The organism is Tistrella sp. (assembly GCF_002684955.1).
In the GTDB taxonomy this organism is placed as follows: Bacteria; Pseudomonadota; Alphaproteobacteria; order Tistrellales; family Tistrellaceae; genus Tistrella; species Tistrella mobilis.
Genome location: NZ_NYWI01000083.1, coordinates 51,954 through 72,431, shown reverse-complemented (window position 1 = coordinate 72,431; position 20,478 = coordinate 51,954). Strand labels below are relative to the sequence as shown.

Sequence of the window (20,478 nt, the reverse complement as noted above, 5' to 3'; positions counted from 1 at the left end):
TCGTCGGGCCGCCGCGGCACGCCGCGCCGGGCCAGATAGTCGGGCGAGGCCACGATCCGCCGCCGCACCTCGCCCAGATGCACCGCGCGCAGGCCCGAATCGCCCAGCTTGCCCACCCTGAAGGCGATGTCGACCCGCGCCAGATACAGATCCACCACCTCGTCGGTGAAGGTGAGGTCCAGCCGGATCTGCGGATATCGCATGGTGAAATCCGGCAGCAGCGGCAGCAGGCAGTGCCGGCCGAAGGGGATGGAACTGTTGATCCTGACCAGCCCCGACGGCACCACCGCCTGACCGGCGAGTTCGGCCTCCATCGCCTCCAGCTCGGCCAGCAGCGCCTCGGCCCGCTCGCGGTAGACCTCGCCCTCGGGCGTCAACCGCAACCGCCGGGTCGACCGCTCCACCAGCCGCACCCCCAGCCGCGCCTCGATCCGCGTGATCAGTTTGGCGGTCGCCGACGGCGTGATCCCCAGCTCCCGCCCGGCCGCACTGAAGGCCCCGCGCGCCGCGACACGCAGAAAGACACGCATTTCCCAGGCGCGGGCGTCGGTCATGGGGTGGGGATCCCGGGATGTGTGCGTGGGATGGCGGCCCGCGCCGTCTCCCGCCATTCAAGACCGGGCACGGCGCTTCCTGTCGATCAGTGCCTGAGCCTCGTCCATCACCCGGTCGTGTGACACGGCCGGCCGATCGTCGTCCAGTGCCTCCAGAACCTTGGCGCGGAACCAGGCATCATGGGCTTTGGCGTCCGCGGCCAGGTCGCGGATGCCTACTCCTGTCCAGAACTCCATACTATCCCAATCTCTGTGCACCCCGCGTCGACCAGGGGCTGGGTTCCTACAATACATAGATATGTCTTTATGTATTTATGTCGGATCCCGCTCCCTTGTACCTCGGCTTCCAGCACGACCGGATCACGGAAGATCAGGCTGCATGGTCCTCGTGGTCGAGAAAACGACGCAGGGCGTCACTGACGACGGTATTCAGATTCACGCCCCGGCGCCTGGCATAGAGCATGGCGCGGCGGTGCAGGTCGCGGCCGGGCCGGACGTTGAAGCTGCCCTTCAGGGGAATATCGGGTTTACGGCCCTGGGCCGCGCAAAGCTCAAGGTAATCGTCCACGGCCTCGTGAAAAGCAGCCTTGAGGCCTTTTCCGTCCACGCCCTCATAGGTCACCAGATCACGGATGAACTCCAGCCGCCCGTGCAACACCTCGTCCTCGTCACTGTACTCGACCGAGCCGAGATAGCCCTTATATTCCAGCATCCTGCTCATATCAGACCCTCCTCGGTCAGTACCCGCAACACATCCTCGATGACGTACATCCTGACGATGTTGCCGGGGTGCGGCTTGTGCAACGCGATGGTCGGCGCGGTGTCATGGATAAACCCCCCTGTCTTGCCGGTCGCCGCCTCGCTGTATCCCAGACCCTCCAGCAGTCTGACCAGCTCGTCCCAGGTGAAGTCCTTCGGCTTGCCCCTGAGCCGGGCAACCAGTTTGTCGTGCCGACTCATATCGCCGTGCCGCTCCCTCCCCGGTTTCTGATTTCCCAATATGGGAGATTTATGCGGAATTGCAACCGTATATAGTTGCGTCGCATGACAGGTCGTGGGCACGCCCCTGCCAAATAATCTCAGGTTGTATCTACTGGATGACCCACCTTCTGGTGCCCCTCCGGCCACGCTATGGCACCCTCTTCTTGTTAAGTGCATATTCCAGGCCAATTTTTCGCCATAAAATGAAATGATTCGACTCCCTCTTCGCACATAAATTGCACTACCATGTTTGTGACGGGCATCACATCCGCCCGCTTTCCACAGTCTTCCTGACAACATCATACAACTATTGATAGTGTATCGATCCGGGAGGGACGGATGCCCCAGGATGACCCGATGGCGGGGTTCGCCCGCCTTTTGCCGGGCCTGAAGGCCGATCGGCGGACCGCGGCGGCAGATCTTGATGTGCTGGCCGGAAAGATCGAGGCCGCAAAGAGCGAGGGCCGAAAGGCCGAAGGCGGGGAGGCGGGCGTCCTGGCGGCGCGGCCGCAGGATGCGTTTTCGGTGCTGGCCATGGCCGGGATCGGGCCGGCGGCGGATCTGCGCGGGCTGGCGCCGTCCAGGGTGGCCGGGCCGTTCATCGATCTGGACGGGCGGCGGCTGTTCGTCGACGTGTTCGAGGCGGGCAAGCTGACGCCGATCACGCCCAAGGGCCAGGCGGCGCCGCTGATGCTGGTCTCGGGCGGCTCGGCGCGGCGCACGCGCGATCAGGTGTCGATCGGCATCGCCGCCGGCACGGTCTGGATCGCGGCCGGGCTGTTTTCGAACAAGGCGCCGGCCGATGGCTGGGCCGGGCTGCCGGTCCGGCGCGGCACGGCGCGCTTCGCCGCCGCGGCCGCCAGCGGCACCGCCATCGCCGCACCGCCCAAAGGCGAAATCGTGCTGGAGCTGGGCTACGCGCCCGACCCGGCCAATACCTGCCCCGATGCGGCGATCACGGCACCCGCCAAACTCACCATCACCATCGACGGCGGCAAGGCGACGGTGGCGCTCGATGGCGGCGAGGCGCGATTCGGCGGCACCGCCCATACCGTCGCCCCGACCGAGAAGGTTATGTGGAACGCGGCCGAAAACGGGCTCTGGTTCCCGGCCGACATCAAGCCCGAGGCGATCGATGCCGCCGGGATCGACTGGCGGGTAGCCAGCTTCGATGCCGGGTTCCGCATCGCCCGCGGCGGCTGGCTGATCCCGGTGGTGGTGAACGCCGCCCCCCAGACCCTGCCCCAGGCCAGCACCAGCGGCCATTGGTGCTTTGCGCTGAAGGGCGATCCACGGGTCGGCTGGGTGGGGCTGGATGGCCGGGTGCGGATCACCGACCCCACCCTGTTGATCGGCCAGGGCATTTTCATGCTGGTCGACCGCAACGCCGCCGCCGATCCCGGCGCCGTGACCCGCTTCGATCTCTGGGCGCTGGGGGCCGGGATCGCCGGGCGCCAGAGCGTCACCGCCACACTCGCCGCCGCCGGTGCGGTGGTGATCGGCTGCGCCGGCGCCGGGCGGCATTTCGCCATGGCCGAGGCCCGCATGGCCGAACGCCTCGCCTGCCCGCGCGACCATGCCGGCCGGCCCGTGACCACCCGGCCGGTGACCGCCATGGTGATGATCGCCGAAGAGGCGGGGCGGCTTCAGGCCGATCTGATCGCCACCGGCTTTGCCGGCGATCCCCCCGGCAGCCTGCGGCTGGTGGTTGAAAATGCCGTGCTCGCCACCGGGCTGCCTGCCCTCTATCGCGTGTCGGGCACGGTGGATGCCGACGGCGTGATCCGCGCCGGCACGCTGGATCTGGTCTTCGGCCTGCTGAACTGGCTGCCGACCCTGCCCGACCCTTATGTCTCGTCCTGTGCCGGCGGGCTGCCGCTGCCCCAGGCCGCCGCCGCCGCATCGGGGGGCGTGCTGCGCGCCGCGGTCAGCTGGTCGGGCGACGGCCCGCCGGCCCTCGCCTTCGCCGGCGACCTGCCGCCGCCCCTGCTCGGCTGCGACAATCCCTCCAAGCCCGATCAGCGGCCCGCACGCCTGCCCGATCGCGAGCTGACCGGCCAGACCGCCCAGGGCACAGGCCTGCGCGGCGAGGCCGAACAGGCCACATGGGAGCGCGCCCGCCGCGCCGCCGAAAAGTTCAAGGGCAACGAGGTCTGGCCCAAGGCGCGGGACAGTTTCACCGACCGGGTGGGCACGCTGGGCCGCCGGCCGGGGGTGTCGCTGCTCGACGTCTCGACCAGGCGCCATCAGATCGGCGTCGCCTTCGACACCAGGGTCGACCAGCCCCTGACCCATGCCGTCCCCCAGCCGGGCACCGTGGCCGAGATCGAGGGGCTGCGCTTCAGGACCGGCCTGCGCGTCTTCGCCCTGCCCCAGATTCAGTGGGAACCCGTGCGCACGCTGGATGCCGACCAGGATCTGGTGACGCTCGGCTGGTTCCCCACCCCGCTCGCCTCGGCAAGCGATGGCGGGCCGGCGATGATCCGCGGTGCCGCGAAACTGCGCCCGGCCATCCCCGATCTCGCCCTTGAAGAGATGGTCGCGGGTTTCAACAGCGGCGATCCGCTGGAGGTGCTGACCACCCTGCCCTTCGGCATGATGGCCAAGATCGAGCTGAAAGGCGCCGCCGATGCCGATGCGGCCGCCGATACCGCCACCATGCTGCGGCCGCGATTCGACCGGGGCGGGCCGCTTGAAGGCGGCCATCAGCTGAGCCTGCGCGCCGGCACGCCCACGGCCGCACCGCCCCGGCAGAGCGCCAGCTTCCGCGGCCTCGCCACCCAGACGCCCAATGGCGTCGACCTGGCCTCGGGCGCGCCGCTCAACATCTCGGTGCTGGGCGCCACCGCCGGCCCCGAGGGCGCGGTCGAGGCGATGTTCAACAATGAATTCACCCTGTTCCGCCCCCGGGTGCCGGTCACCCGGCTCGATCTCTCGGGCTATGGCAGCAGCACCTTCAGCGACTGGGGCAACCCCTTCGCCGCCTTCGCCGAGGCGGCCAAGGTCCAGTTCCAGGTGATGGTCGGGCGCACGGCGCTGGAGGTGGTGAAATTCGTCAGCGTCATCTACCCCTGGGGGATCAGGGCGACGCGCACCGTCACCATCGAACGCCGTGGCGGTGGTGGTGTCCTGCGCCGCGACAGCGGCTGGCAGGCGGCCTCGGCCGGGCTGTTCGATTTCCGCCATGTGCCCGCGGGCGGCGGCGCGCCGGTCTCGCCCGATTACGAGGTCCATCCGGGGCTGATCCGCGGGATTTACGACGTCTCCCGCATCCGCCCGTCGGACCGGCCGGCGATCGATCTGCCCTCGGGCGGGCGGGTGCTGCCGATGTATTTCGATGCGGTGGCCGAGATCGGTACCGATGCCGCCCATGCCCGCACCCCCGTCCGCGGCATGCTGGGCTGGCTGCATCTGCTGCCGGTGGGCGACCCGATCACCCCCGCCGATCTGGACCAGCTGCTGCGGGTCTATGGTCCGGCGGGCGGGCCGATAGAGGTATCGCTGCCGCTGGATGCCTCGGGCTTCCGGATGCGGCTGAAACGGATCGAGGCCGCACCCGCCTGGAACGGCCCCCACCCCGCCATCGTCGGCGCACTGCGCGGCGCACCGCAATTCGGCGCCGGCAACGGCGCCTGGTCGGTGGCGGCCTTCCCCGGCCCCGCCCATCCCGACCAGCCGGGAGAGGCGGTGGCCGCCCCCGACGGCGTGGCGGTGCTGCGCGCGGGCGAGGCCGCCACGCCGCTGGCCGACAGGATCCGCGTGCCGGCACCATCCCCCCTTCTCACCTTCCAGGACCCGCAGGATCTGTTCTCGGGCGCCAGCCCGCGGGCCGATTACGCCTTCGTCCAGACCACCCCCACCCATGCCCTGGCCTTCCGCCGGCCCAGGATCCAGATCGGCAGTTCCGACATCACCGCCGGCCTGCCGGCCCTGTTCGCCGATGTCTTCGCCCGCACCACCGGGGCCGGTGTCTTCCCGCACCCCGATGCGGCCATCCCGCTCGGCGGGGCCGGCAGTCACCGCCTGCGGGTGAACCCGGCCAATGGCCGTTTCCGGCTGATGCCGCCGGTCGCCATGGCGCCGGGGCCGGTGCAGATCGTGCTCTCCGACGATGTCGATGCCGGCAGCCGGATCGACTATGCCGCAAGCTCGATCACGCTTGCGATCGAGGAAGACAGCTGGTCGCTGACCATGCCGCGGGTCAAGGTCTGGACCGATATTCTGGGGCTGACCGACGTCACCGGCATGCAGACCGACATCATCGGCGGCAGCACGCTCAGGCCGAAGCTCACCGCCATCAACTCGCTGATGCATCCGGTGCTGGAAGACATCATGACCTTCCTGCCCGGCTTCTCGTCACGGCCCGAGATTGCGCCGATCGACCTGGCCGCCACCAATCTCAAATACAAGGTCAAGCTGAAGACCGTGGCCGAGAAAGAGGTCAAGCTCGGCCCCCTGGATCTCAAGGTCGGCGCGGTGTTCGAGGCCGGCACCGACGAGGTCGACATTCCCCCCGATCTGCTGCCCCCCGGCAGCCCGCGCACCGAGGCCAAGGTCGAATTCGTCGGCGGCGGCATCTCGGTCGCGCTGGAGGGCGAGACCCCGACCAGCCCGTGGAAAGTGGTCTACGGCGCCGAATTCTCGCTCGGCGGCAAGACCTATATGCCGCAACTCACCACCGACCCCTCGGGCGGCGGCGCGGTGGTGGGCAATTTCTCCAAGGCGTCGTTCGAGCTGAAGGCCTATATCGGCATCGGCGTCGGCGGCCATCTGGGGCCGTTCAAGGCCGAGGCCTCGGTCGGCATCGGCCCGGTGATCGTCTATGAAGGCGACTGGGGCTTCGGCGGCTTCGTCTTCTTCGATGCCAAGGTCGACGTCAAGATCGTCACCGTCGGCGTCTATGGCGAATTCTCGCTGATGATCGTGAAGAAGGTCGATGGCGACTACGCCGCCTATGAAGGCGAGGTCGGCATCTACGTGAAGATCCTGTTCTTCTCGATCAAGGCCAGTATCGGTTTTTCCAAGGAAGACAAGATCTGAGGAGGCCCCGGCCATGGCCGCACCCCGCCTGTCGATTCTCCCCTTCCTTCAGTCCTGGGATGCCCCCCAGGGCCGCCTGACCGTGAACCTGCTGCTGGTGCCGGTGGGCGACCCGGCCCAGCCGCTGGGGCCCCCCACCGCCCCGGCCTTCCAGGGCACGGCGCTGCGCCTTGCCGCCCATATCTCGGATGATCCGGGGCGGGTGGCGACGCTGGCCGATGTGCCGGCCGGGCCCCAGCTTGTCGATCTGGCGCCGCCGCCCGATCAGGCGGCGCTGTTCGACTGGCTGCGCGCCGAATTCAAGCTCACCCAGCCCGAGACGGTGCATGTCCGCAGCGACGACTTCCGGCTGCGCAAATACCTGCCGCTCAGCTATCGCCGCTCCCATGGGTTCGTGGCGCCGAAAACGCCGCTCGCCTCGATCGACGACACCTATCACTGCCTGCTGAAATGCCCGCCGCCCCCGGCACGCCCCACCCCGCCCGAGACCGACGAAATGAGCTGGGGCGAAGGCTTCGCCGTGCTGCTGCGCCAGCCGCCGGTCGCCCGCGCCGCCGGGCTGATCCACACCGTCACCATCGACCTGCCGGAACCGGCGCCGGGCCAGGCCCATCCGGGCGGCTGGCTGTTCTTCTCGCTGGCGGCCGGCCATCCCTTCGCGGCCGAGGCCGCCGCCGATCCGGGCTGGGCGAAACTTTACGCCACCCGCCTGCCCCGGCTGGACCGGGCGGAGCCGCGGCCGGTCTTCACCGCCACGCTGTTCCCGGTAGCGGCGGATGCCGCGGCGGCGGCCGGCCTCGGCCCGCTGGACCAGGTGTTTCCGGAAGCCGCCGTCTTCGACGACGGTTTCGCCAAGATCGTCCATGCCCGCCAGCCGATCCATGCCGACGGCAGCGCCGAGGATGCCGCCGGCGGGCCGCCGCTCCGGCTCGACCCCGGCATTCAGCTCGCCTGGGACGACGAGGACACGCTGGTCGCCACCAACCGCGCGATCGGCACCGAGATGGACGGATCGCTGCCGCCCGAGGCGCCGAGCGCGGTCTTCGGCTACCGCATCGATGTGCGCGCGGCCGGCGATGCCGGCTGGACCTCGCTGCAGGCGGTCACCTCGCCCGGTTTCGCGGTCGGCGGGGCCGCGATCCCCGGTTTCGATGCCGAGGGCATCGTCGAGGTCCACCCCATGACCGTCGCCGGGCAGTTCTGGCTGCCGGTGTTCTTCGCCCGCTGGGCCGGCGGCTCGCTGGTCGCCCCCGGCGATGACGAGGTGCTGCTGCGCGGGCCGGCACGAACCGCGGCCCTGCCCTATTCCGGCACCGGCGCCGGGGCGGTGCCGCTGCGCTATGGCCGCGACTATGAATTCCGGGTGCGGCTGGCCGATACCACCGGCGGCGGCCCGGCGGCGGATGCCGATCCGGTCAACCCGGCCGCGGCACCGGTGGCGCGCCAGGCCTTCCGCCGGATGATCCCGCCCGGCCCGGTGCGCAGCCGCGACCTGGACGGGGCCGGCGCCCACACGCCCCGGCATTTCCAGATCCACCGGCCGCGGATCGGCTATCCCCAGGCGGTGTTCACCGGCTTCCCCGGCGCTTTCGACCATCTGGCCGCGATCGGCCGCGCCAATCAGGGCCGGCCGCCGGCCGCCTGGGTGGTGCCGGACATGCCCGACCCCGATGCCGATCTGCTGGAGATCCGCGTCCTGGTCCAGGCGCCGCGCTTCGACCCGGCCGGCGGCGATGCCGGCTTCACCCTGCTGTACCGCACCACCCGCGCCTTCCCGGCGCTGGTCGATCCTGCCGCACCCGCGGTGCTGGACCTCACCCTCGACTGGGTGGATTGCGCGCGCCTTTCCGACATCGCCTGGCCGATGGATGGCGGCCTGCCCGGCGCCGGGCCGGTGGTGGTGCCGCGCGGCCGCAATGTCCGGGTGCTGGTGCGGGCGCTGGGCCGTGCGGATCCGGGCTATTTCGGGTCCGAGGCCGCGCGTCTGGGCAGCCCGGGAGAGCTGTGGCCGGGCACGGTGACGGTGCCGCTTTCGCCCGAACCGCCGCTGTTTGCGCCCACCACCGATCAGGAGCGTCTGGCCTCGGTCTTCCTGCAACCGGAAGTGCCGCGCGCGGCCGAAACCGCGGTGGCGGCCGCCCAGCCGGGGGCCACGAAGCTGATGGTCACGCGGCTTGCCGCCGCAACCGGGCTGGTGGCAGAGGATGGCACGCTCTACGGCGTCCCCGGCCGGCGCACGGTATTCGGCTGCGCCGGGCTGAAACATCACCTGGCGCCCGATGGCGGCGCGCTGACCCTGACCAGCCCGGTGGAGCTGGAACAGGTCTGGCTGAACCTGGTGCGCCTCAGGCTGGATCGCGACTGGAGCTGGACGGGGTTGTCCAGCCCCGCCGTCACCGTCTCGCGGCGGGTGGAGCTGCTGCCGATCGGCCAGATCTCGACCCGGTCGCTCGGCAGCATATCGGTCGATCATGCGATCAACGGCCAGGCGCTCAGGGCCGCCCCCGACCGCGAGAGCCTGGATCTGGTCTTCCTCGACGCGCTGGAACCGCCCACCGGCCCCGACGGCCACCCTTACGAGGTCCGTCTGACCTATACGCTGACCGCGCGTTTCGACGATGGCGGCACGCAATCGGTGGAGGTGGAAACCCGGCTGCCGGTCGCAACCGCGCCCAAGGTGGCGCCGAAACTGGTCTCGGCCGGCCATGCCTTTTCCGACTACACCATCCTTGGCGATTACGAGGCGACCGGCCGGCGGCGGCGCATGCTCTGGCTGGAATTCGAACCCGACCCCGCCCGCGACCCGCGCGACATCATCTATGCCCGGGTGCTGCACCACACCCCGGATCCGATGCTGATGCCGGGCTGGGAACCGGCGGCCGACCCCGCCCCCTATGCCGGGCTCGACCTCGACCCCGAAGCGGTGCGGGTGATCCGCCCCGGCCAGGGCGACGACCATGCCGGGCTGAACGCCATGCAGCCCCTGATCAAGGCGGTGGACAGCGACGTGCATTACGCCCTGCCGCTGCCGGCCAGTCTCTCCAGCCAGTCGCCGGAACTCTTCGGCTTCTTCACCTATGAATTCCGGGTCGGCCATCCGCAGGGCACCGAGGCGGCGCCTTTCTGGTCCACCGCCCAGGGCCGCTTCGGCCCGGCGCTGGTGATCGAAGGCGTGCAGCACCCGGCGCCCGATCTCGCCTGCGCCATCCGCCGCGCCCGCGCCGGCATCACCGCCAGTGCGGGCTATGCGGTGGCGGTGCAGGATGGCCGGGTGATGCGCATCCAGCCGCCCAACACCGAAATCTGGTTCGTGCTCTACGGCCGGGTGATGCAGGCCGACGGCCAGAGCTGGCGCAACATCCAGCTCGACCTCCGCCGCGCCCAACCGGCCCCCCGCCGCCCGACCCACGGCCGCCCCGGCGCCGGGTACCTCGGCACGCACCACCTTGCCCCCACCGGCCACGCCGCCTGGACCACCGCCGACATCGAAGCCCGCCTCGCCGCTTTCGGCTTCGACGAGGCAACCCCGCTGACCGCGCTCGCCATCGAACTCCTCCCCGAACCCAACGGCACCTTCGACGCCCCGCTGGCGGGCGATCTGGGCCAGGTGAGAATCCTGCGCACCTCGCCGCTGGTGGCGGTGGGTGGGGGGTGTTGTCCGCCGGAGGTTTAGGCAACCACGAGAAAGACGGGGAGAGGTCGGGGGCACCCGCCAGGGCCGGCCACGCCCCCCCCGCTCCAGTGCCATGATGCTGCCTTCGACCAGCTCGGCATGCCATATCAGTTCACGCCCCTCTTTCGAGCGGAAGTAGCCGGTCTGGTGGCGCTGAAAGAGCGTCGTGCCGATGCTCGCCTCAATCTGGGCTGACAACTGGCCTCGGGCCGGCTCAGGAACTGCAAGCGCGGTTGCTCTTGCTGTCATCATCGCGCCGGGAGCGTGATTGACCTTGGAAGTTGGCTGGAATTACCCCCGGGTTTGGCTGGCGAGCGGCCCCGGCCAAAGGCGCGCTGCAACCTCGAACATCTCATCAGCGCGAGCCTGAATCTCCGCTTCGCCCCACTTTTCCAGATTGAGCAGACCTCGATTGAGTTCGATATGCGTCTTTTCCAACTTCACCTTCTTCTCTTGGAAGGAAAGGTTGCTAAGTTCAGCATTATATCCGGTGAGCGTGAGGTTGCCGAACGTGTGGAGTAACCGCTGATGAACTTCCGTGGCGGTCGGGCCAAGGTCCTGCTGCCACCTTTCGCTGAGCGTTTGCGGCATGATGTGCTCAATGGTCGCGTGCTCCAGATCGGCAGGTTCCCGATGTCCGGAGAACCTCTCGAGTTGAATGAGTACGAAGTGGGTCGACCCCCTTCCGTACTGCTTGTCGTTGACAAAGCTGTTCCGGAAGTCAGCGTCGGATGGGAAACGCCGGCCACCCTGACCTGCCGACATCGCGCTGTGGAGCCAGGCCACGTAGTTCTCAGTCGGGAACTGCTTCGCCCAAGAGAGGAACAGCTTGTTGAGCGCATTCGTCGGCACCTGGCAGATCGACCGCCGGATGATGAAGGCTTCGATCAAGCTCAAGCATTTGTCCAGTTCGTCATCTGAGATCGCACCGACACGGCGTGCGTCTAGTAGCCTGAGAAGCAGCGGATATGATGTGCCGACATCGAGATTCTTGATGTTCTCCAGGCGCTTCCGCACGGCAGCTGACTGCTCTCCCTCCGGATTCAGGATCGTCGAATACATGCTCGAGAATTCGTGCATGCGAGCAACTTCAGCCTCGACGCTTTCCGGTCCCGACAGATTCCTCAGGCGCGATTTCGTAGCCGCATATATGCCCGTCTGGTAAACGTTCTCACCATCCTTCATCGCATAGTGACGAAGAAATTCGGTCAGGCCGCCGCCCAGTTGTTCCTCCATCGGCGCCCAGTATTTTTTGTATATCCGCTCCTGTTCACCGTTAGGGGAGATCGAATGCCGGAAACGCATCAGAATATAGTTCCTGACAAGATCGGCCTGCGTCAATGGCTGTCCTTTGAAGTTAAGGCTCTCAAAGATCAAATAGGGATCATCGGCATCACCCAGGTTGATCATGACGACCTGCAGAGCGTGCTCCACTGTCTCGAGCACCTTTGCACAGTCGATGGGATCGCCGTTGAGATCGACCCCTTTTGCGAGCTTATCCCGGAAAAATTTGTATGCATCTGACATCAAGCTGCCGTCGGACGGATTCTCACGCTGCAAGATGAGGGACGTATAACAGTCGCGGTCGGCTTGGGTAGGGACGAACTTCAACGTATCGTCCGGCCCTCGGAAGCGGTTGGTGAGATAGACCTCCTGTATGCGCGCTGCGCTGTTCTCATCAACTGAGTCTCGGAGAGCGGCCAGAAGAAGGGACACCGTCGTCAAACGCTGCTGACCGTCTATAATCAGGTACTTGTTTACCCCGACAGGCACGCTGCGCGCTGGCACCGAGACGATCGCTCCCATGAAATGGGAAGTCCTGTCTTCTGCATCGTATTGAACGAGCATATCGTCCCACAATGCCTGCCAATTCTGCTTATTCCACGAATAACGTCGCTGAAATAGCGGAATAATATTTTGCTTTTCGCCGTTGAAGTACTGGATCACATTGGCAGGCGACGCTTCCACAATAACCCCCGTTTACTAGCCGTCATAAGGACGTACACCGCGATGTCGCGGCTTAGCAGCCCGTCCGGATCATGCATAGCGACGGTGGCTGTTTGCCTCTGCAGTGTGTGTCCACTATTTTTCGCATAGACGCCAGCTTGCGAGCAACAATCGTCTTACGTGAATGTCACTGATCGTCCTCAAGGGTCATATGGTCCCCTCACCCCCCAACCGCGCAATCACCTCCTCCACCCCCACCACATCAGCATATTTCGCCTGCAGATCGAACAGATTGGCCTCATGCGGCCCCGGCGCCCGGTCGCCAACCGCCTCGCGGACGACGATGGGGATGAAGCCGTGCTGGAGGGCGTCGAGGGCGGTGGCGCGGATGCAGCCGCTGGTGGTGACGCCGGTGATGATGGTCGTATCCACGCCCAGTGCGGTCAGCGTCGAGGCGAGCGAGGTGCCGAAGAAGGCGCTGGCATATTGTTTGGTCACCACGATTTCGCCGGGCCCGGGTTCCAGCCCGCGGGCGAAGCGGCCGAGCGGCGAGCCGCGGTCGAAGACTTTCAGGGCTGCGACCTTGCGATAGAACAGCCCGCCATCGGCGCCGCCCGCCTGGTATTCGACAGCGGTGAAGATCACCGGGATGCCGGCGGTACGGGCCGCGGCCAGCAGGCGGTGGATCTCCGCCAGCATGTCTTCCACCCCGGCATAAAGCGGCGAGCCGGGGTCGAAATAGGCCTGGACCACGTCGACGATCACCAGCGCCGGGCGCCGGCCGAAGCCGAGCGCGCCCATGAAGCCGGCGCCCTGATAGTCCGTGGTGAGATCGGTGTCGGCGGTCATGGGCGGATCCTCGGTTGGAACGGACGGCGCGATCAGCGCAGCGGCGAGAAGGCGGTGGGCACCAGGATGCGGTTTTCCATCGCCTGGATGAACGGCGTCACCCGGGGCAGGAAACCGCGCCAGTCCTCCGAGGCGGCGAGCACCGCGCGCCGGGCCTCGCGATCGGCCATGCTCTCATAGCCCCAGAGATGGACCACGCCGTTGATCATGCCCACCTCGGTGGTGAAATAGCCGATCAGATTGCCCAGGATCGGCCGGATGATGCCCAGCCCCTCGCGCTCGAACACGGTCAGGAAGTCGCGCAGATGGGCGGGGGCGATGGTGTAGCAGCGTTCCTCGACGATCATGCCGGCATCTCCCGGCGGGCAGCTTCCTTCGCCTGCACTTCCTTCGCCTGTGCCTGGCGCCACCAGGCCGCCATGCGCCCGCCCAATGGCCGGTCGAGCAGGGTTTCGGCCAGGGCGACCGCATCGAACAGCCGGCGCCAGTCGATACCGGTCTCGATGCCCGCCTCGCTCAGCATGAAGACCAGATCCTCGGTGGCGAGATTGCCGGCGGCACCGGGCGCGAAGGGGCAGCCGCCCAGTCCGCCGAACGCGGCGTCGAAGCGGCGGATGCCCGCCTCCAGCCCCGCCCAGGCCATGGCCAGCGCCAGGCCGCGGGTGTCGTGCAGATGCAGCGCCAGCCGGTCGGTGTCGACACCGCCGGCGAGGGCGGTGACGATGTCGCGGATCTGCGCCGGGTTGCCGGCCCCGATGGTGTCGGCGATCGCGACCTGATCGGCGCCGGCCGCGAACATCTCTTCGGTCAGCGCCACCACCCGCGCGAGCGGGGTTTGCCCCTCGTAAGGGCAGGCGCAGGCGGCGGCGACATAGGCGCGCACGAAAACGCCCTCGGCCTTGGCCCGCCCGATCACCTCGCGGCAGACGGCGCGGGCCTGGTCCAGCGACATGTTGATGTTGCGCCGGTTGAGTGTCTCGGTGGCCGAAAGCACCAGCGCCACCGCCCGGGCGCCGGCGGCGGTGCCGCGTTCATAGCCGCGCATATTCGGCACCAGCGCCATATAGTCCACCCCCGCCCGCGCCGGCAGGCCGGCGAGCAGGGCTTCGGCATCGGCCAGCTGGGGCACCGCCTTCGGGCTCACGAAGCTGGTGACCTCCAGCGAGGTGAGGCCGGCCTCCAGCAGCAGCCCGGCCAGACGCAGCTTGTCGGCGGTGGCGACAGGCACCGGCTGGTTCTGCAGCCCGTCGCGCAGGCCGACCTCGGTGATGGTGACGCGATCGCTCATGCTGTCCTCCCTCTGCCGTCCTCAGCCGATGATGCCGCGGGCGCGCAGGGCGCCGCGGGCCTCGGCGCCCAGCCCCAGCAGCTCTTCCAGCACCTGATCGGTATGGCTGCCGAGCAGCGGCGGCGCGGTGAACACCTCCTCGGTCATGCCCGACATCTTGACCGGATTGCCCGGCATCTCCACCCGCCGGCCCGAGGGATGGGCCACCTCCACCACCATGCCGCGGCCGCGGATCTGCTCGTCGGCCATGGCATGGGCGATGTCGTTGACCGGCGCGCAGGGGATCTGGTTGCCGAAGCGCGCCAGCCAGTGCTCGCAGCTCTCGGTCTCCAGAATCTCCTGAAGCCGGGCGTTGATGACATCGCGATCGGCCCAGCGGCCGGGCTGGGTGAGATAGGCGTCCTTACGCAGATCCGGCGCATCCAGGATGTCGACCAGCCGCTGCCAGAACTGATCGGTGATCACCGCCAGGATCACGTGGCGGGTCTTCGTGCGATAGGTGTTGTAGGGCACATGGACGAAATGGCCGTTGCCCGACCGGCCGGGCTCGCGGCCCGACAGCGACTGCATGGTCGCCATGTAGTTCAACATCGACAGCTGGCAGTCGAGCATCGAGATGTCGATATGCTGGCCCTGGCCGGTAAGGTTGCGCTGGTTGAGCGCCGCCAGAATGCCGATGGCGGCAAACAGCCCGCCGCCCAGATCGCCGATCGGGATGCCCGCCCGCAGCGGCGTGCCGCCGGCCTCGCCGGTCAGCGACATGCCGCCGCCGATACCCTGGGCGACCAGGTCGAAGGCCGGCCGGTCGGGATTGGGGCCGGTCTCGCCGAAGCCGGTCACCGAACAGGTGATGATCCGCGGGTTGATCGCCGACAGCGTTTCGTGGTCGATGCCCAGCCGGCCGGTGACGCCGCGGCTGTAATTGTCGACCACGATATCGGCCTTGCGCACCAGATCATAAACCAGCGCGCGGCCCTCTTCGGTCTTCAGGTCGACGGCGACCGACTGCTTGTTGCGGGCAAGCGTCAGGAAATAGGCGCCCATGCCCTCGATCGAATGATCGGGATCCTTCGCCAGCAGCTTGCGGGTGCCCTCGCCGGTCTTCACCGGCTCGATCTTGATGGTGCGCGCGCCCAGATCGGCCAGCAGCATCGTGCCATAGGGCCCCGAGAGCATATGGGTGAAGTCGAGGATGATGACATTGTCGAGCGGTCGCATTCAGGGGGCTTTCGGTTCGGCCGGAGGGGAGAGGGAAAGATCGGCCACCAGCGCATGGCGGGCGGCATGGACATGGGCGCGCATCACGGCGCCCGCCCAATCGGCATCCTGCGCGCGGAAGGCATCTACCAGCTCGCGGTGATGGGCCATGCTGCGGACAAGCTGGCGGTCGTGATAGCGCCGGAAGGTGCGGTGAACCAGGATCAGATCGACGGTCTGGGTCAGCAGCCCGGCCAGGCGGTCATTGCCGCAGGCGGCGGCGATGCGGGTATGGAAGTCATGGTTGAGGCCGGTGATCCGGTCGAGGAAACCGGCCGGCCGGCGGGCCGCCAGATCCTCCATCCGCTCTGCCCGCGCCTCCAGCGCATCGATATCGGCGGCCGTCAGATGCCGGGCGGCCTGCTCCGCCACAGCCGCCTCCACCAGCGCCCGGACGGCGAAGATGGCCTCCAGATCGGCCACGCTCCAGCTCGACACGAAAGCGCCGAGCCCGGGGGTCAGCTCCACCAGCCCTTCGGTGGCGAGCCGGCGGAGGGCTTCACGAACGGGTGTGCGACTGACGCCCGAAATCTCGGCCAGATGCTCTTCCCGCAGCCGATCACCCGGGCGAAAGCGGCCGTCCAGAATGCCGGTGCGGATGGTGGCATAGGCGCGCGCCAGGGCGGTTTCGGGTGGTGGCGTTTCGGGTGGGGCGGTCTCGATATCGGTGGGGGGCGTCACAATGGCAGCCTTCTTCAATACTTCAGCAGCAGCGATCCCCAGCCATCGATCCGGTCGTCGATCCCCTGGGCGCGCAGGGCGTGCCAGAAGATGGCGGTGTTGATCGCGATCACCGGCTTGCCCAGCCAGGTTTCGGCGAAACCGGCCAGCCGTGCCATGGCGAGATTGGTGCCCACCTGAACCACGGCGTCGACATCGGGCCCGTCGACCTCGCGGATCGCAGCGGCAAGTTCCGCCTCCTGGACATGGGCGATCTTCACCGGGCTTGCGCATTTCAGCCCCTTGATCCGGGGCACCTCGTAGCCGCATTCCTCGAAGAAGCGCACGACATTGCGGTCGCCGACCGGCTGATAGGGCGTGATCACCGCGATGCGCTTCGCGCCATAGATGCCCAGCGCCGCCTGGCAGGCATCGGAGCCCATCGAGACCTGTAGCCCGGTATGGGCCTCCAGCTCCGCCTTCAGCTTCCGGCTGGCCGCCAGCCCGTCCCAGAAGGTTTCGGCCGAGATGCCGAGCACCAGCCGGTCGGGCTCGCACGACATCACGCTGTCCACCGCGGCCATCTGCGCCTCGGCGATCAGCCGGATCAGCTCGTTGAAGTCGTCGTCATTGTGGATCGCAATATTGGGGATCGCGATCCGGGCAATGTGGCTGGTGACGCCAGGGGGCGCCATCCGGTCGAATTCAGGCTGGACACTGGTATTGGTGCTGGGGACCAGCACGCCGAACTTGGCACGCCACCCGAGACTGTCGCCCATGACGCTTCGCTTTCATGTTTGTATTAGCCCCTCGCCGGGCGGGTGCTGCCGCACCCTTGGCCGCCGCCTCAATGGCGGCTGGGAGCCTGGATTGGTGAGGCTGGTTCCGGCATCCGTTACGACCAAAGGACCAGCCGGCCCGAGGGGAGGCGGCCGATGAAGGAGCCGATGGAGATGCGGTCATGGCCCGGGGCGGCGCGGCCGCCGGCGATTTCGTGCGGGTTGCGGGTGTTGAAGATGACCACGTCGCCCGCAACCGCGCGGAAGGTGAAGCGCTCGGCGCCGGCCACGGTCTCGGGCGGCAGGCCGTAGCTTTGTGGGATCTCGCCCGGCGCGTGCGCAGGCGTCCAGGGCGCGTGATGGATGGTGGTCTCGCCGCCCTCCACCAGCTCCTGGGCATAAAAATTCCAGCCGAGCTGGGCGTCGATCGCCGCGATGTCATAGGCGGGCGAATTGACCGGCGCCCAGTCGGCATGCAGATCCACGCCTTCCGAGGCATGCCGGATGATGCCGGCGTAATAGCGCCCGCCCGCCTCTTCGGCGATGCCGACCCCGGCAGGGCTCACCGCCGCAAGCCGGTCGATCAGCCGCACGACCGCATCGAAGGCCCGGGCCTGCACCGCATCGCGCCGCGCCTCGACCGCCGCGGCATCGCGGAAATAGTCGGATTTGGGCCGGTCCCAGCGATATTCGTACTGGGCGAGGCCGATATAGCCGATCCGCCGCTTGACGCTGTAATAAGAGAGATCCGCCGCCGAAACCGCCTGCGCAAAGGCCGCGCATTCGGCAGGGCTCGCGAAGCCGGGGATGCGGATCGCCGGGATCTCGTCATCCAGCAGCGCGCGCAGGTTTTCCGCGGTCAGCGGCGCTTCGGCGGCCGATCGCCAGCGGGGCCGGGTGGGAAGGCCGGCCTCTGTATACAGCGGCGCCGGGTGATGGGTCGCAAGCGTCGCCACGGCCCTCACTCCCAGGTCTTGCGCGGCGGCGACTTCACCTCGACCTGAAGGCAATCCTCCAGCGCCTCGCTGTAATGCTCGACCCCGACCGGATGCACCCAGGAACTGCCGGCCGTGGCAATGAACTCCTCACCACCAATCACCAGCCGCATCTTTCCGCTGATCAGATAGGCCACGGTCTCATGATCCATGTGCTTGTGCACCGGATCGATCAGCCCTTTCTTGCGGAATACTTCCAGAAACAGGATATGCTCACCCACGGCCATTTTCTTCACCGTAACATGGCCCTGTTCCGCGACACCCTCCACCCGATTGATGACTTCCGGCACGACATCGGCCGAATTGACGTGCAGATGGCTGGTCCGCTGCATGATGCGCTGGTCGTCCACGACCCGTCTCCCTGGTTGTTGCTTGTGCCCGGCCGGCTGGGGTGCGGCCGTTTTGTCTGGACAAGCTACTGTATGCAGAGGGCGGGGGTGGGCGCAAGGTGATTTGTCCGGACAATATGGTTCCGCCAAAAAGGAGAGATTCATTTACGTATATGATCGCTCAGGTTACATGCGATGATGGGCGCCAGAGTTCTCCACCATACAAAAGCGCCCGAGAATGGATGTCCGGATCAAGAAGCTCGACGGCAGTTGGGATCTCGGCTACGCACTCCATAAACACACGCTGTCCAGCACTCACACAGGCATCAACGAATGGGGGCATGATCGGTTCGAGACGACGCGTTCGGAACCTGGAGAAGCCCTCTACCGGCTCAAATACCGCGGAGATTGGACACAGGTCGAACCGCTTGCCCGGCAGATAAATCTCAGCCTGCTACCCCTCTTCGGCAAAATCGGGTTGATTGTCCCCGTCCCCGCCTCAACTCCTCGCCAGAGGCAACCCGTGAATGAGGTGGCCTGTGCGCTTGGCAAGCTGACGGGCATCCCAGTCTTTGACAAAATGGTGCAGAGAGCGCAGGCCCCGGCCGGAAGCCCCCGGCTCAAAGACCTGCGGACCCGGGAAGAGAAAGAAGCAGCGCTTGCGGGTCGGGTTATCCTCCACGAGGTCATCAGGAATGAAGGCTGCTGGAACGCTTTGCTGATCGATGACCTGTTCGACACGGGTGCCACGATGAATGCGGCATGCCGGGCGCTGCGCGGCTATCGCAAGATTGGTCGCATCTATGCTGCGGCCGTTACCTGGAAATAGATCATGACCACAGTCTTCATTGCCGGATCGATCTCCATCACCCGCCTGCACGAGAAGGTGCAGGAGCGGATCGCCGGAATCGTGGCGTCGGGGCTGGATGTGATCGTGGGCGATGCAGGCGGCGCCGACAGCTCCATACAGGCCTGTCTCCAGGATCTTGGCGCCACTCGGGTGACGGTCTATTGCACGGGCAAAGCGCCCCGGAACAATGTCGCGGGCTGGCCAGTCCACTACGTACAGTCGAAGGCGCGGGCGGGAAGCCGTGCCTTTTTCACCGCAAAAGATCGCCAGATGGCCAGGGACGGCGACTACGGCCTGATGATCTGGGATTGCAAAAGCACCGGCACCCTCAGCAATGTTCTGGAGCTGCTCGGGCACCGAAAAAAATCACTCGTGTTCGTCAACAAGACCAGGGACTTCGCGAAGATCGGTAACCCCGCAGATCTTGAGCAGCTGTTGCAGCTGATGTCCGACAGTGCACGCCGACTGGCGGACGAGAAGATCGGACTGTCCGCCAGGCTCGCAGCTCTGGGCCCGGACAGGTCTGCAGACGATCCGTCGCCGGATGCCGCGGCCGTCGCGGCGCAGACTGTTGCCGCCGAGGCCCCGGCCAGCCCGCTCCTCAAGGATCCGACCGGCGGCACGGCTATGAAGCTGCGCCTCTTGCTGATGTCGGCGCTCAGGGACCACATCCTGCAAAGCAGGCTCAGTGAGCCGGCCGCTGCGCGACTGCTCGGCGTGCCCCTGTCGCGCATTTCCGATCTCATGCGAGACAAGGCCGATGTCTTCGGCCTGGACATGCTTGTGAACATGGCCACCACCGCCGGTCTCAGGGTCGACATGCGGATTAGCGACCGGCCGGACCAGCCCTCGGGAGGTATTCCGGGCCTCGGATTTCAGGACAGCCTTCTGTAACCGCTGCCCCCCATCACACCGTCCTGATTTCCCCGCCGCTTGATGCAGGCCGCCCGCCGGACTGCACATGGGGAAATAGCGGGGCGAAAGCTCAGGCGAGCGGTAAGCCTTGAGGCACGGGCAGACGACCCGTTACCTCATCGGGAACAAGGGCTATGACGCCGACAGGCTGCCCGCGCCCTTGCGAGACCTCGATGCGGTTCCGCTTGTGCTGAGACAGCGTATTCCTCGCGGTTGCCGACCGGAGAGAAAAATATTTATATATATCAATAAGTTACTTCAAAGTTTCCGGCTTGATTATCAACCTTAATTGTTCTTGAACATCAATATCTATGACATTATGATTGAATTGTGACAATATGATAATGTCCTATGCCATTGA

The 20,478-nt window shown here is 66.9% G+C and carries 16 protein-coding genes and 1 pseudogene; 4 read left to right on the top strand and 13 right to left on the bottom strand.

The window, feature by feature from the left end:
- The 4 genes and pseudogenes from CMO28_RS28000 to CMO28_RS27985 all read right to left on the bottom strand — a co-directional run.
- Positions 1-554, bottom strand: a 554-nt coding sequence (locus CMO28_RS28000; RefSeq protein ID WP_296720313.1) for a LysR family transcriptional regulator, incomplete at its 3' end; no start/stop codon positions are given.
- A 57-nt stretch (positions 555-611) separates the two neighbouring features.
- Positions 612-758, bottom strand: a pseudogene (locus CMO28_RS27995) (type II toxin-antitoxin system antitoxin, RelB/DinJ family); the annotation flags it as partial.
- 166 nt (positions 759-924) lie between these two features.
- The gene (locus tag CMO28_RS27990) at positions 925-1,275 is read right to left on the bottom strand and encodes a type II toxin-antitoxin system HicB family antitoxin (RefSeq protein ID WP_296720307.1); all 351 of its coding nucleotides are present in this window, start codon (positions 1,273-1,275) and stop codon (positions 925-927) included.
- Positions 1,272-1,514: a type II toxin-antitoxin system HicA family toxin gene (locus tag CMO28_RS27985; RefSeq protein WP_296720304.1), complete on the bottom strand. Its 243-nt coding sequence runs from the start codon at positions 1,512-1,514 to the stop codon at positions 1,272-1,274. The genes CMO28_RS27990 and CMO28_RS27985 overlap by 4 nt, the downstream gene beginning before the upstream one ends.
- 360 nt (positions 1,515-1,874) lie before the next feature.
- Here CMO28_RS27985 and CMO28_RS27980 point away from each other — a divergent pair, with 360 nt between their 5' ends.
- Positions 1,875-6,575: a hypothetical protein gene (locus tag CMO28_RS27980; RefSeq protein ID WP_296720302.1), complete on the top strand. Its 4,701-nt coding sequence runs from the start codon at positions 1,875-1,877 to the stop codon at positions 6,573-6,575.
- Positions 6,576-6,588: 13 nt separating this feature from the next.
- On the top strand, positions 6,589-10,248 hold the full coding sequence (locus CMO28_RS27975; protein ID WP_296720300.1) for a hypothetical protein: 3,660 nt from the start codon (positions 6,589-6,591) through the stop codon (positions 10,246-10,248).
- A 291-nt stretch (positions 10,249-10,539) separates the two neighbouring features.
- On the opposite strand, the gene CMO28_RS27970 is transcribed toward CMO28_RS27975, so the two are convergent.
- The 9 genes from CMO28_RS27970 to CMO28_RS27930 all read right to left on the bottom strand — a co-directional run bounded on the left by CMO28_RS27970 (position 10,540) and on the right by CMO28_RS27930 (position 18,373).
- A complete protein-coding gene (locus CMO28_RS27970) occupies positions 10,540-12,195 on the bottom strand; it encodes a DUF262 domain-containing protein (RefSeq protein ID WP_296720298.1) in 1,656 nt (551 codons plus the stop codon).
- A 207-nt stretch (positions 12,196-12,402) separates the two neighbouring features.
- The gene (locus CMO28_RS27965; protein WP_296720296.1) at positions 12,403-13,044 is read right to left on the bottom strand and encodes an N-carbamoylsarcosine amidohydrolase; all 642 of its coding nucleotides are present in this window, start codon (positions 13,042-13,044) and stop codon (positions 12,403-12,405) included.
- A gap of 32 nt (positions 13,045-13,076) precedes the next feature.
- Entirely contained in the window at positions 13,077-13,391 is a 315-nt protein-coding gene (locus tag CMO28_RS27960) for an NIPSNAP family protein (RefSeq protein ID WP_296720294.1), read from the bottom strand.
- Positions 13,388-14,332 (bottom strand): hydroxymethylglutaryl-CoA lyase, encoded by a 945-nt coding sequence (locus CMO28_RS27955; protein WP_296720293.1) that lies wholly within the window; start codon positions 14,330-14,332, stop codon positions 13,388-13,390. The genes CMO28_RS27960 and CMO28_RS27955 overlap by 4 nt, the downstream gene beginning before the upstream one ends.
- 21 nt (positions 14,333-14,353) lie before the next feature.
- Positions 14,354-15,550 (bottom strand): CaiB/BaiF CoA transferase family protein, encoded by a 1,197-nt coding sequence (locus tag CMO28_RS27950; protein WP_296720292.1) that lies wholly within the window; start codon positions 15,548-15,550, stop codon positions 14,354-14,356.
- Positions 15,551-16,270: a GntR family transcriptional regulator gene (locus CMO28_RS27945; protein ID WP_296720289.1), complete on the bottom strand. Its 720-nt coding sequence runs from the start codon at positions 16,268-16,270 to the stop codon at positions 15,551-15,553.
- Between the two features lie 14 nt (positions 16,271-16,284).
- Positions 16,285-17,028 (bottom strand): arylmalonate decarboxylase, encoded by a 744-nt coding sequence (locus CMO28_RS27940; protein WP_296720288.1) that lies wholly within the window; start codon positions 17,026-17,028, stop codon positions 16,285-16,287.
- Between the two features lie 116 nt (positions 17,029-17,144).
- Positions 17,145-17,984 (bottom strand): hypothetical protein, encoded by an 840-nt coding sequence (locus CMO28_RS27935; RefSeq protein ID WP_296720286.1) that lies wholly within the window; start codon positions 17,982-17,984, stop codon positions 17,145-17,147.
- Positions 17,985-17,989: 5 nt separating this feature from the next.
- Positions 17,990-18,373 carry a cupin domain-containing protein gene (locus tag CMO28_RS27930; RefSeq protein WP_296720284.1) on the bottom strand — a complete coding sequence of 128 codons (384 nt, stop codon included), beginning with the start codon at positions 18,371-18,373 and terminating at the stop codon, positions 17,990-17,992.
- Between the two features lie 217 nt (positions 18,374-18,590).
- Between CMO28_RS27930 and CMO28_RS27925 the strand changes: the two genes are divergently transcribed.
- On the top strand, positions 18,591-19,181 hold the full coding sequence (locus CMO28_RS27925; RefSeq protein WP_296720282.1) for a ComF family protein: 591 nt from the start codon (positions 18,591-18,593) through the stop codon (positions 19,179-19,181).
- Positions 19,182-19,184: 3 nt separating this feature from the next.
- The gene (locus CMO28_RS27920) at positions 19,185-20,096 is read left to right on the top strand and encodes a helix-turn-helix domain-containing protein (protein ID WP_296720281.1); all 912 of its coding nucleotides are present in this window, start codon (positions 19,185-19,187) and stop codon (positions 20,094-20,096) included.
- Positions 20,097-20,478 lie beyond the last annotated feature (382 nt).